Source organism: 'Camptotheca acuminata' phytoplasma (genome assembly GCF_041276565.1).
Classification (GTDB): domain Bacteria; phylum Bacillota_I; class Bacilli_A; order Acholeplasmatales; family Acholeplasmataceae; genus Phytoplasma.
The window spans coordinates 1-12,210 of sequence record NZ_JBGGGR010000012.1 but is presented as its reverse complement, the minus strand read 5'-3'; the positions used below and the strand labels follow the sequence as shown (position 1 = coordinate 12,210).

The 12,210-nt window shown below is 21.0% G+C and carries 13 protein-coding genes and 2 pseudogenes; 13 read left to right on the top strand and 2 right to left on the bottom strand.

Features of this window, described 5'->3' with window-relative positions; translation table 11 throughout:
• Positions 1-203 precede the first annotated feature (203 nt).
• From pduL to AB6A63_RS01110, 12 genes and pseudogenes are all read left to right on the top strand, one after another.
• Positions 204-791, top strand: a complete 588-nt coding sequence (gene pduL, locus AB6A63_RS01165) for a phosphate propanoyltransferase (protein ID WP_370430862.1) — start codon at positions 204-206, stop codon at positions 789-791.
• A gap of 162 nt (positions 792-953) precedes the next feature.
• Complete coding sequence (locus AB6A63_RS01160) at positions 954-2,315, top strand: HD domain-containing protein (RefSeq protein ID WP_370430893.1); 1,362 nt, start codon at positions 954-956, stop codon at positions 2,313-2,315.
• Positions 2,312-3,154, top strand: coding sequence for a 16S rRNA (adenine(1518)-N(6)/adenine(1519)-N(6))-dimethyltransferase RsmA (gene rsmA / locus AB6A63_RS01155; RefSeq protein WP_370430861.1), 843 nt, complete (start codon positions 2,312-2,314; stop codon positions 3,152-3,154). The genes AB6A63_RS01160 and rsmA overlap by 4 nt, the downstream gene beginning before the upstream one ends.
• 109 nt (positions 3,155-3,263) lie before the next feature.
• A pseudogene (locus tag AB6A63_RS01150) lies at positions 3,264-3,557 on the top strand (SpoVG family protein); the annotation flags it as partial.
• Positions 3,540-3,995, top strand: coding sequence for a SpoVG family protein (locus AB6A63_RS01145; RefSeq protein WP_370430892.1), 456 nt, complete (start codon positions 3,540-3,542; stop codon positions 3,993-3,995). The pseudogene AB6A63_RS01150 and the gene AB6A63_RS01145, both read left to right, overlap by 18 nt.
• Positions 3,996-4,045: 50 nt before the next feature.
• Complete coding sequence (locus AB6A63_RS01140) at positions 4,046-6,049, top strand: heavy metal translocating P-type ATPase (protein ID WP_370430860.1); 2,004 nt, start codon at positions 4,046-4,048, stop codon at positions 6,047-6,049.
• Positions 6,050-6,945: 896 nt separating this feature from the next.
• Complete coding sequence (locus AB6A63_RS01135; RefSeq protein ID WP_370430859.1) at positions 6,946-7,434, top strand: Panacea domain-containing protein; 489 nt, start codon at positions 6,946-6,948, stop codon at positions 7,432-7,434.
• A 186-nt stretch (positions 7,435-7,620) separates the two neighbouring features.
• Entirely contained in the window at positions 7,621-7,761 is a 141-nt protein-coding gene (locus tag AB6A63_RS01130; RefSeq protein ID WP_370430858.1) for a hypothetical protein, read from the top strand.
• A 27-nt stretch (positions 7,762-7,788) separates the two neighbouring features.
• Complete coding sequence (locus tag AB6A63_RS01125) at positions 7,789-8,235, top strand: hypothetical protein (protein WP_370430857.1); 447 nt, start codon at positions 7,789-7,791, stop codon at positions 8,233-8,235.
• Positions 8,236-8,267: 32 nt separating this feature from the next.
• A complete protein-coding gene (locus AB6A63_RS01120; protein WP_370430856.1) occupies positions 8,268-8,939 on the top strand; it encodes a hypothetical protein in 672 nt (223 codons plus the stop codon).
• Positions 8,940-9,040: 101 nt separating this feature from the next.
• Positions 9,041-9,550 carry a hypothetical protein gene (locus tag AB6A63_RS01115; protein ID WP_370430855.1) on the top strand — a complete coding sequence of 170 codons (510 nt, stop codon included), beginning with the start codon at positions 9,041-9,043 and terminating at the stop codon, positions 9,548-9,550.
• Positions 9,551-9,622: 72 nt separating this feature from the next.
• The gene (locus AB6A63_RS01110; protein WP_370430854.1) at positions 9,623-9,829 is read left to right on the top strand and encodes a hypothetical protein; all 207 of its coding nucleotides are present in this window, start codon (positions 9,623-9,625) and stop codon (positions 9,827-9,829) included.
• An 807-nt stretch (positions 9,830-10,636) separates the two neighbouring features.
• On the opposite strand, the gene AB6A63_RS01105 is transcribed toward AB6A63_RS01110, so the two are convergent.
• Positions 10,637-10,822, bottom strand: coding sequence for a type II toxin-antitoxin system antitoxin SocA domain-containing protein (locus AB6A63_RS01105; RefSeq protein ID WP_370430853.1), 186 nt, complete (start codon positions 10,820-10,822; stop codon positions 10,637-10,639).
• A 695-nt stretch (positions 10,823-11,517) separates the two neighbouring features.
• Here AB6A63_RS01105 and AB6A63_RS01100 point away from each other — a divergent pair.
• Positions 11,518-11,892 carry an SVM family protein gene (locus AB6A63_RS01100; protein ID WP_370430852.1) on the top strand — a complete coding sequence of 125 codons (375 nt, stop codon included), beginning with the start codon at positions 11,518-11,520 and terminating at the stop codon, positions 11,890-11,892.
• A 135-nt stretch (positions 11,893-12,027) separates the two neighbouring features.
• Here AB6A63_RS01100 and AB6A63_RS01095 read toward each other — a convergent pair.
• Positions 12,028-12,210: pseudogene (locus AB6A63_RS01095) on the bottom strand (hypothetical protein); the annotation flags it as partial.

Below are 12,210 nucleotides of genomic sequence, written 5' to 3'. Positions count from 1 at the left end.
TTATAATATAAAAGCTTTTTTTTCATAAATAATTAATGAATTAATATTTATATTGCGTTAATTATTTCGTTATTTTTAAATTTTTAAATATTATATATTTATAATAGTAATTGTGATATAGTTTATTTTTATTGAATTTTTTTTAATTTTTTTTAAAATATTTCACAAAAAAAAGATAATATATCAAAGGAAAAAAAGATTTCATGAAATTAATACCATTAGGCATTTCAGGCAGACATGTACATTTGACACAAGAAGCTTTGGATATTTTATTTGGAAAAACAAATTATCAATTAACTTTTTTTAAAAATTTGAAACAAAAAGGACAATTTGCTGCTGAAGAAAAAATTGATGTTATGAGTTCTTCGCAAAAAATTTTAAAAAATGTTCGTGTTTTAGGACCTGTTAGACATTTAAATCAGGTAGAAATAAGTCAAAGTGATAATTTGAAACATCAATTTAAAACTTCTGTCAGAACTTCTGGTGATATTAAAGGGTCTGCTGGAGCTATTTTAATTGGTCCAAAAGGTCAATTAGAAATATCAGAAGGAGTCATAATTTCCGATAGACATATTCATTTTTCACTAGAAGAAGCAAAACAATTTAATATATCTGATAAGCAAATAGTAAATATTAAAATAAAAGGTATTAAATCAGGCGTTTTAGGAAATGTTTTATGTAGAGTACATAAAGAATTTAGTTTAGAATGTCATTTGGATACAGATGACGCAAGCGCTTTTTTATTAAAAACAGGCGATGAAGCGGAATTAATTACAGAAATTATAGTTTGATTTTAAATTTTTTAATTTTAAATTAGTTAGAATATTTTTTTATTTCAAAAATAAAAACATATATTTTTGATTTTGATAAAAAAAATATATGTTTTTATAATTTTTAAAAAAATATTCTAATATGAATTAAATAATAGGAAAAAGTATTAATATTTGGAAATAATGGTTGTGAATTTAAAAGAAAATAAAAAAAAAGAAAAATCATTCCGAGAACCAGAAAAATTTAAAAAAAAAGAAGTATTCACTGATCCTATTTATGGTTCTATATTTTTGGATTATGTTTATTTAGAAAAATTAATCGATACTGCGTCAATGAGAAGATTAAGGAATATAAAGCAATTAAGTGCTGCTTATATTGTTTTTAACGGTGCTGAACATTCTCGTTTTAATCATAGTTTAGGTGTTTACGAATTAGCAAGGAAATTTTTAGAACTTAATCCGAATATATTTGATATAAGAGAAAAATTAGTTTTATTGACTGCTACTTTGTTACATGATATTGGTCATCCTCCCTTTTCACATTTATGTGAAAAAGTTTTTCAAATTCAACATGAACAAAAAAGTTTTCAAATTATAAAAGAAGATCCAGAAATTAGTTGGATTTTAGATAGTATTGATCCTAATTTCAAAAACGATGTCGCTTTTATAATTTATGAAAAAGGCGAAAATAAAAAACTTTATAATGAAGAAACAAAAAAAAGAAGAATTCATTTTAAATTAATAAGAAAATTATTATCTAGTCAGTTAGATTTTGATCGTTTAGATTATTTAAAAAGAGACTCTTTTTTCGCTGGTGTTAGTTACGGTTATATAGATTACAATTATTTAATTAGAAGTATTGTAGTAGATAAAAAACAAAACGAAATCGTTTTTAGAAAAAGTAGTCTTCCTTCGATAGATAATTATTTGATTAATCGTTTTCATATGTATTTTACAGTTTATAATAATAAAAAAGTTTTAGGATATTCTGTTATTTTAGAAAAAATATTTATAAGATTGAATGAATTATTAGACAATAAATATATATTTAAATCTAAAACATTTGAAGTCGAAAATGATAATATTCTTTTTGTTTATAAAAAGTGTAGAGAAACAAAATTTCAAGATATTACTTTTTATCAACAAATGGACGATATTTATATAAATAGTTTAATTGTTTTTTTTCAAAAACAAAAAGATGAAGAACCGATTTTAGTTAATCTTTGTAATGATTTTTTTAATCGTAATATTTGGCTTCATAGTGAAGATTTTAATTTAGATTCTTTAGAAGAAATTCAAAAAAAATATAATTTTACCGAAGAAGAAAGTAAATATTATATTTACGATTACAATAATCAGAAAGAAATATTTATTTATAAAGAAGATACAAAAATGAAAAAAAGTCAAGATGAAATTTTTATTTATACATCTTCTCAAGAAGAAGAATTTATTTCCTTGAAAGAAAATAAAATGAGTATTCTCAAAGAATTAAATTATTCTAATGTGCGACAATATAAATATTTTTTTAGAAAATCTCAAAAATGAACAATAAAAAAATAATAAATAATAAACATATTTTTAAAAAGAAATATGGCCAAAATTTTTTAAGTGATTCGAATTTATTAAAATTAATTGTTCGAAAAGCTAATTTAGAAAAAAAAAATGTTGTTGAAATCGGTCCAGGCAAAGGCGCTTTAACTCAGTTCATTTTAGCAAAAGCTAAAAAAGTTTTAGCTTATGAAATCGATTCTTCTTTAGAGTCTTTTTTAAATTTTTTTTCTGATTCTAAAATTGATATTATTTATGATGATTTCTTATCACGTAATTTAGAAGAAGACTTTAAAAAATATTTTATAGAAGAAGAAATAGTTTTAATTGGAAATCTTCCTTATAATATTGTTACTCCTATTTTATTTAAAATTTTATTTTTAGAACAAATTAAAACTTTTACTATTATGGTACAAAAAGAAATAGGGTTAAGGATTTTAAGTCGACCTAACAATAAAAATTATAATTATCTCAGTGTTTTAGTTCAAGTTTTTACTAAAATTACTAAAGTTAAAATAGTAAAAAAAAATATGTTTTTCCCACAACCTAAAGTAGATGGAATTGTTTTAAAATTCGATAAAATTATTTTAGAAGAAAAAGAAAAAGAATTCTTAAAGACAGATTTCGATCAATTTCTTAAAGCATCTTTTCAACAAAAAAGAAAAAATTTGTTGAATAATTTAAGTAAAAATTTTCAAATCTCAAAAGATAAAATTTTAATTTTTTTTCAAAAAAATAAAATTTCTAACAATATTAGAGCAGAAGAGATTGATATTCAACAATTTAAAAAAATAGCTTCCCTTTTTTTTGATTTTTTTCATTTAAATACAAAATAAATAGCATTTAAGTTATAATTATGATAGTATAAAATATATTAGCGAAAAGGTTATAATTAAAATAATTATTTATAAAAATAATAAAAGTATAATGAAGGAATATATGCGCATGCAAATAACTTATGTAAAAACAAATTTATATACTAATAAAAACAAATTTAAAGATGTTTCAACTACTAAAAACCAATTAAAAGCTTTTGTATCTATTACGTTGAATAATTGTTTTGTTATTCATAATATTAAATTAATAGAAAACGAAAAAGGTTTATTTATTGCTATGCCAAGTATTAAAAACGCTAAAGGAAATTATGTTGATGTAGCACATCCTATTAATACCGAAACAAGACAAATGATTGAAACAAATGTTAAAAAAACTTTCCAAGATATGATTGATAAAAAAGAAACAAGAATGGAGTCTGAAATAAATAAAAATAAAAATGAAGAAGATTCTTTTTTGGTTACAAATGTAAAAATTAATTTATTTCCTAATAGCAAAAATAAACTTAAAGGTAAGGCTTCTATTACTTTAAGTGATTGTTTTGTAGTTCATGGTATCAAAATTCTTATTGGAGAAAAAGGTTTTTTTATTGCTATGCCGAGTACTAAAAATTCTAAAGGTGTTTATGTTGATGTAGCACATCCTATTAATACCGAAACAAGACAAATGATTGAATCAAGTATAACTAAAGTGTTTCAAGAAATGATCAATAAAGAAAGTCAAAGTTATGTAAGTGATTCAAATGATTCAAATGATTCAAATGATGAAAGTGATACAAATGATGATGAATCATCTGAATTTGAATTTAAAACAAATGATGATATTCTTGAAGAAAAAAAATAAATTACATTATTTTTTTTATTATTATAGAAAGATAAAATTTTACTATATTTATGATCGAAAATATAAAAGAATATAAAGATAATTATTTTGATTCAAAATCTCAATCTCAAAAATATGTTTATTTTTTTTTATTTGGTGTTTTAATTTATTTAATATTTTTTATTCCTATTAATATTTTTTATTTTGATTCTGATTTTTTTTCAATTTCATTTAAAGATGTTTTACCTTGGTTGACATTATTAATTTTATTTTTAACTGGGTTTTCTGTTTTTAAAGAAGTTTTTTATAAAATGTACGAAGATACAAAAAAAAATAAAAAATTAATTTTAAATGTTAATATTTTAATGACTTTAAGCGCTTTAGGTTCATTTTATTTAAGCAAATTTAATGAATCTATTTTGTTAATTATTATTTTTGGAGGATCTCATTTTTTAGAAGATTATATAGAAAATAAAAATAAAAAAGATATTCAAAATCTTTTGAAAATTCAACCTCAAAAAGCTAAATTATTAAAAGAAAATAATAATTTTAAATTAGTAGATGTATATGATTTAAAAATTGGAGATAAAGTTTTAGTTTTGAATGGTGAACAAATTCCTTCCGATGGCATTATTATTTCCGGTTCTTCTTCTATAGATGAATCTACTATAACAGGAGAAAGTATACCTGTGGATAAAAAGGAAGGCGATAAAGTATTTGGGAGTAATATTAATTTAACTCAAACTTTAACAATAGAAGTTACTGCAACAGCAGAAGAAACTGTTTTTTTTAAAATAATTCATCTAACGAATAAAATTCAACAAAATGTTTCAAAAAAAGCATCTTTAATTAAAAAAATAGAATCTATATATGTTAAATATATAATATTAATTACTTCAGTTATTATTTTTTTAGGATTTGTATTATCACATGAATGTTTTGGTTTAGGCTGGGAATTTGAAAATATTTTTTATAAAAGTATTGTATTTTTGACTATTGGTTCCCCTTGTGCTTTGACTGTAGCTGATATTCCAGCTACTCTTTCTTCTATTTCTCATTTATCTAAAAAAGGAGTTTTGTTAAAAAATAGTCAGTCTTTAAGCGTTTTATCAGAAATTAATGCTATTGCTTTCGACAAAACAGGAACCTTAACAAAAGGAGAAATCGAAGTTCAAGATGTTTTGTTTATTTCTGATATAACAGAAGAACAAAAATTAAAATATTTAAATATTTTATTATTTATGGAACAAAAATCTAATCACCCTATATCTGTTGCTTTACAAAAATATTTTAAAGATAAATTAATATTAGATCCTTCTTTAAAATTAAAAGTTACTAATTTAATTGGAATCGGAATTTCATCACAAGATCAAGAAGGAAGCGAATATAAAATATTTAAATACAATTATTTTAAAGAATTAGTGGTTTCTTCAGAAATAAAATACCAAACAGAAGAATTTTTAGATGACGGGAATACAGTTATTTATTTCTCTCACAACGATAATGTTATGATGATTATTGCTGTAAAAGATGAAATACGTCAAGAAGCTAAAGGAATGATTAAATATTTTAACCAAAACAGAATTATAACTACGATGTTAACAGGTGATAACGAAAAAGTAGCTTCTTTTATAGGTACTAATTTAGGTTTAAATAAAATTTTTTTTGATTGTTTACCAGAAGAAAAAAGTGAATATATCACGAATATAAAAGAAGAATATCAATGTGTAGCTATGGTTGGCGACGGTGTCAACGATTCACCAGCTTTAGTTAATTCAGATGTTTCGATCACTTTAAAAGGCGGCAGTGATGTCGCTAACGATATCGCTGATATTGTTCTTGTTAAAAATGATTTAAACAAAATAATTTATACTCATAAAGTTTCTAAAAAATTAAATAAAATAGTTTGGCAAAATATTATTTTTGCCATTAGTATAATGGCTATATTTTCAATCTTTAATTTTTTAGCAAAATTACCTTTAACATTTGCAGTTGTTTTACACGAAGGAAGTACTTTATTAGTTATTTTTAATTGTTTGAGATTAAGAAATAACATTTCCGATTATGAACACTAATCAAAAAAATAAATTAATGAACAATAATTTATAAAATCTAAGTCAACAATATATTTAATTCTTATTTTTTTATAAAGAAAAATTTCTTTATAAATATTAAAATTTATTGATTCCAAAAAAAAATTAATTTATTTTAATTAGCGCCTTCTTATTAGAAGGCTTTTTATTTGATTTTATTAAAAAAATTATAGTTATAAATTTTTTCATTTTTTTGACATAAAAAATAATTTTCAATAAAAATAAAACAAAAAAATTTTATTTTTTTATTGAAAATTATTTTTTTATGTTAGCATAAAATTAATAAATATTTTATTTCATTTTTGAATTAAGATATTTTTTAATAATTGTCAAAAAAATGTTTCGAACTATAATAAAAACATCCGAAATATAAAAGAACAATAAATTAATAAAAATTACGAATAATTTAAGAAAAGTTCAGATATAAAAATTAATCAATATTTAAAATTCTTTTTAAATAATAAAATCTTTATTATGAAAACGATAAAAAGGAAATAAACAGTGAACAATATTAGAAACGCAGTAATTTTAATAATTAGCACAATTTATATTTTGTATTGGTTTAAATTTAATAAAAAGAAAATAAAAAAGTATGAAAAAATAATACATTGGACATTGTTAGAAAAAGAATTTCAATATTTTCAATATTCGATCCGAATCCGGAGATTTAATTATAGAAAACAAATATAAAACAAATAAATTTTTAGAAACAGATAATTTTAAAAAAATATTTGAAAATTATAAATATAAAAAAACTTAATTTTTACTAGGATATTTCAATGATTATTTCATTTATTGAATAGGAAGAATAAAATTTTAACTTAAATTGATTAAATAATATTATATTCTAAAATCCAAAATATAAGGATATATAAAAAATGAATAACAAAAAAGAATCACACTTTTACATTCTTGAAACAAATGTTTTTAATTGTGTTAATTTTTTAATTAGATTATCTGAAGAACAACAAATCGATCTCAATAATAATAAATTACAAAAAATTTTATATTACGCTCAAGCTTATCATTTGGTTAAAAATAAAAAACAACCTTTATTCATAGAATCGATTGAAGCTTGGGAGCGCGGTCCAGTAGTTCCTGATGTTTATTTTGAATTTAGTTCATTTTATAAAGAAAAATTAAAACCGTTAATACATAAAGCTTTTAATTCGTCATTATCATTACCTCAACAAAACAGTTTAACATATATTATAAGAAAATATGGCTATTTAAACGCTGAAGAATTAAATAAACAAACTTGTTACGAAGATCCTTGGCAAGATTCTTTTCAAAATTTTGATTTGTTATTAAATATAATTTCACATCAACAATTATTTATTTTTTTTAAAAATAAATTTTATGATTAATTTTATTTTTTATAATTAGTAAAATTAAATACAATGAAGATAATCGAAAATACAAAATTTAAAAAAACAAACCGATGAATAATTTTTTTGTTTTTTTATTGATATATTTTTGAGTTTTCAATATAATTAACTATATTAATAAGATTTTTTATTTAAAAGAATTATTATAAAAAATTTGGAGGTTTTATGTCTTTTTCGAATAGTACAAGAACGAAAACTAAAATATTATTATTATTTTTATCTTTTTTTATTTTTTTTAGTTCGAATAATCATGTATTTGCTTATGAAAAACATGATTCTAAAATTAATCATATTTTATTAGAATAACCTTTTCCAACTGTTTCTAAAGAAGAGTTGGTTAATATTTATACTGAAAGTCAAATAAATAAAAAAATCAAATTAAATAATTATCCTTGTTATAATTCTGAAGATAATTTAGAGTTAAATATTTTAATAAAAGATGCACCAACAAATCTTTTAGGGGTTTATTTCGATGGCGGTGTTCGTTCTCATCAAAATAATTTTTTCACTTTAGAAAATTTTAAAGAGATGGCAAAAGAAAACAAAGTTAATAAAGTCTACTTTTTTTATGATAACACTGATTATTGCGATATAACATTACAATTAAAATTTAAAAAAATCTTTATTTTGATACTTATAAAAAAAATTGGATTGTTCCCTCTGAATGGATTCCTTGGTTTTGGTCTTATGAAAAATGGAGAGATCATTGGTATTATAAAAAAACACCTACTGCAAAAGGTTATCATTTATCTAAATACGGAAGACAAGGATTTGAATTAATAATTTATATTGACGAAAAGGAAAATATTTTAATGGTTCCTTTACATGCAATTGATGAAATTTATGAAGAAGATAAGAATTTTGCTAAAATTAAAAATTTCGTTTTAAAAGAATCTTTAGGAGATGACATTTATATTGATTATCAAAAACCTTTTTTAATTTTTAAAAATAATAATCCTTTTGGAGATTTTTTAAATGGAGTTTATACAGTTGGTAGTTATGTTCCGATTGTAGGAACTGTTTTAAGCGGGGTAAATTTTATTGAAGGAGCAGTGCAAGATAACGAAGAACAAGTAATTGAAGGAGGTGTTGATTTAGTGATAGATGCATTAACTTTAGGCTGGGGAAAATTTGCAAAGGCAGCTAAAGAAGGGCAAAAAGTTGTTACTAAAACTATCACTAAAGGTGCCACTAAAAAAGCTACTAAAAAACCTTTAAAGAATATCGTTAAAACTTTTTTCCAAAAACAATTAAAAGAAGCTTTTTCTCTTAAAAACTTTTTAAAAAAAGATATAATAAATGATTTTCAAAAATCATTAAAAGAAAATGATTTTTCGCTTCAACCTCCTATTGTCATTGATTTAGATAATAATACTAAAATGATAGTGTCTTTAAAACAAAAACCTAATTACCCCAACATAAAAAATAACGATCAAGTTATTGTTGTAAACCACGAAGGAGAAATTGTGGAGTTAAATGAATAAAAATAACAAAAAAAATACATTGAGAAAGAAATTATTATATTTTTTCATCATGACTTTGGGAGTTATGACAAATATTTGCTTGTTTTTTTTGCTTTCAACATTTGAAAGTATTTAAGTACCACAAACCATCTCATGGCGGTATCGGAGATATTTCGCCAATAATATTTCAAATAATTATTTATTTTTATATATTGGCGATATTAAATTATTTGATTAAATATTGCTTTCAAAAAAATAATCAAGAATTGATTTATTTTTATTGGGGGCGTGCGAGTTTTTTAGAATTTTTGGTATTTGATTATCAACTATCTAATAATCTTTCCATACGCGACGAGCAACAAAAACTTATTAAGCAAAAAACAATATTACAAAATTTAATGAGGATAATAAATATTTTAATATTGATTTTAATTTTTATTAGCGAATTAAACAGAAATTTAAATTTTTTAACAACAAATAACAAAAAATGGATGACAAGCAGCATTTATGTTATCTTGTTTTTATTATATTTTTATTTGCAAAGCAAATTATATTTTGCTTGTGTAAAGAAACAAACATTAGATGAAGAATATGAAGCGTTACAAACACAAGAAAAACCATCACAAGAATAAATATTTTATAATCTACAAATACAAGAAATTCAAAAACAAATTCTTCAAAAATATAAATTATTAACAATAATAATGTTACTTATATGCCCTTTAATGTTGTTGTTTGCATTTCTTTTTTTGAAATTGGAATCAAATTTTATCATTAAATGGTGCACACTTGGATTAAGTATTGTTTTTTTAGTTCTTTTTATTTATTGCCATGTCTCTTATTTTATATTAATAATAAAACAAAAAAAATTATTTGAAGCAGTAGATAAACATAAAAATTTACAACAATAATTAACTTGCAAAAAAGAGACTTAATTTATTTTAGGTCTTTTTTCTTTATTGTATAAATGTGTACTATAACTCCGGTCTGCACCAAAAAAGTGGAACTAAAAAAGAAACAAAGTTGACCCAAACTATAAATAGTTTGGGTTTTTTTATGTCTAAATTTTAAAAAAGGAAGAATTATTTTTATGAATTGGCAATATATTTTTGGTGAAATTAAATTGTCACTTTTTAATTTTTGTTTTCTAAAACAAAAAAATAAAATATTTTTTTAAAAAAAATTCAAAAACATTTACATTTTTTTATAAATTAAAAAAAGAAACACTTTTTAATAAAAGGGTTTAAATCATTTTTTTTGAGGCTTTTAAATAAATTTAAATTATAAAAATATTATTTCTCGGGATATATTTGATGTTCTGGATAAAATAAAAAAATATTATTCAAAATCATTCCTATAACTCGCAACGTCTGACTTATTGAGTCCATATTAGAAACACAAAATTGATAAATTGTATTATTTTTGTTATTTCTAAAATTTGTTTACATTTTTTCTCTCAATGTTTTTACGTATTCTATTATTTTAAAAATATTTAGAAGTGGGTATTTTTTAAAAAAATGTTTAAAAGAATATTGACTATTATCAATTAATATATATTTTGTTTGAAATTAATATATTAAATTGAGAATCTTTATTTATCAACATTATATTTCGTTATCAAATTCAGAAATAAAATATTTTTCTAAAAATTTATCTTTAATAATGTTTTTTGACCAATCATTACTCTTATTAATTGAATAAAGCTACGTTTTTCTTCATTATGTGTGTTGTACACTTAATTCACCACCAGACATATGACCATATTGTTCAATAACTTTATCAATTATTATTTTACTTTCATCAGAAATTTTATATTCATTTCCTTTATCAGTTTTTTGAACTGGTTTATAAGAATATTTACAAAATTCTATATATAATTCAGGAAAAATGAACCATAAATCCAAGCTTGTAAAGTTGAATTTATTAATTTTTTTTGTAATTAATTAAATGAAAAGCGTGTTGCATAATAAATGATTTTTTGAAGTTTCATATTTGTTATATCAGGTATTTTTTTGATAATATAGTTTGATACATCAAAGATGTTAATTTCTTTTTATCTAAATTTTTTTCCATTTTCATCTCCTTTTATTATTTGACATAATATGTAAAATGGGTTCAAATCATTTTTTCAGTTTTCTTAAACAAAAGTTTGATTCAAGAAAACTGAACCAAACTTATTTACTAATTTAATATAATACAAAAAAATAATTTGTCAACAAAAAAATAAAAAATAATTTTTTTGAATTTTAAAAAGAAAAATAAAATCATAAAGAAAAGAGATCCGAGAAACGGGGTTAACCCATTTTATTTGAGTTTTTTTAAATAAAATAACAAAAATCAAATATTTTAATATTTTATTTAATAAATAGTTTAACTTTAAAGAATTATTAAAATTATTTAACTGGATTAAATACTTTCTATTATTTTCATTTGTTATACAACATATTTTTTTAAATAGGATAATTTTTTTATTATACAAAACTTTCTTAAGAGAAAAAAAGATCCAAATATAATTTTATTGACTTTTTTAGTTTTTATGATAAAATAATAAAAATCAATTGTGATATTGATTTGTAAAATAAATAAGGAGTTATTGCAAATGGTAAAATCAAAAAAAAAATTATATTTATTTAAAATATTTATATATGTTTTTTTAGGATTATTATGTTATTCAAACAATAATTTATATGCAATGCCTGGAATAAATTGGCAAAATAGAAAAATTGAATTAGAAGCAGAACAAAACAATTTATTAGTAAATTTATCGCATACATATAATAATATGACAATTACTTCTGAAGCTAGAATGAGTCTTATGCACGTTATAACCGAACGTCTAGAAGAAGTTCAAAATCAACTGAATCAAGCAGAAATAGAAATTGCAAGAATTAACAATCTAAGAACACAAAGAGATACAAGAACAAATAATTCTAATAATAGTTCAAATAATCATAGATCCAATAATCATAGATAAACATTAAAATTATTAATATATTTTTTTATTAATTTGGAGACCTTTTATAAGGTCTTTTTTTATCCCTTTTATCACATTAAACATAAAAAAACAAACTGTTAAATAATTAACAATTTTTTTTTTTATTTAGTTTTTTTATTTAGTTTTTTTACTTTCTAATAATTTATCTATTTCTTCTTTTGTTATTGTTTCTTGTTCTAATAATAAAGTAACTATTTTTTCTAATAGAGGTTTATTATTAGTCATGATTTGTTTCGCTTCTTGATAACATTTATCAATAATTTTTTTAATTTCATTATCAATTAATTTTTTATCAGA

Bases quoted from the DNA above. Each gene is read 5' to 3' on its own strand.
- AB6A63_RS01130 (WP_370430858.1), top strand. From the start codon at position 7,621: ATGTCTTTTTCGAATAGTACAAGAACGAAAACTAAAATATTATTATTA.
- rsmA (WP_370430861.1), top strand. From the start codon at position 2,312: ATGAACAATAAAAAAATAATAAATAATAAACATATTTTTAAAAAGAAA.
- pduL (WP_370430862.1), top strand. From the start codon at position 204: ATGAAATTAATACCATTAGGCATTTCAGGCAGACATGTACATTTGACA.
- AB6A63_RS01100 (WP_370430852.1), top strand. From the start codon at position 11,518: ATGGTAAAATCAAAAAAAAAATTATATTTATTTAAAATATTTATATAT.
- AB6A63_RS01110 (WP_370430854.1), top strand. From the start codon at position 9,623: ATGTTACTTATATGCCCTTTAATGTTGTTGTTTGCATTTCTTTTTTTG.
- AB6A63_RS01140 (WP_370430860.1), top strand. From the start codon at position 4,046: ATGATCGAAAATATAAAAGAATATAAAGATAATTATTTTGATTCAAAA.
- AB6A63_RS01160 (WP_370430893.1), top strand. From the start codon at position 954: ATGGTTGTGAATTTAAAAGAAAATAAAAAAAAAGAAAAATCATTCCGA.
- AB6A63_RS01145 (WP_370430892.1), top strand. From the start codon at position 3,540: ATGATTGATAAAAAAGAAACAAGAATGGAGTCTGAAATAAATAAAAAT.
- AB6A63_RS01135 (WP_370430859.1), top strand. From the start codon at position 6,946: ATGAATAACAAAAAAGAATCACACTTTTACATTCTTGAAACAAATGTT.
- AB6A63_RS01120 (WP_370430856.1), top strand. From the start codon at position 8,268: ATGGTTCCTTTACATGCAATTGATGAAATTTATGAAGAAGATAAGAAT.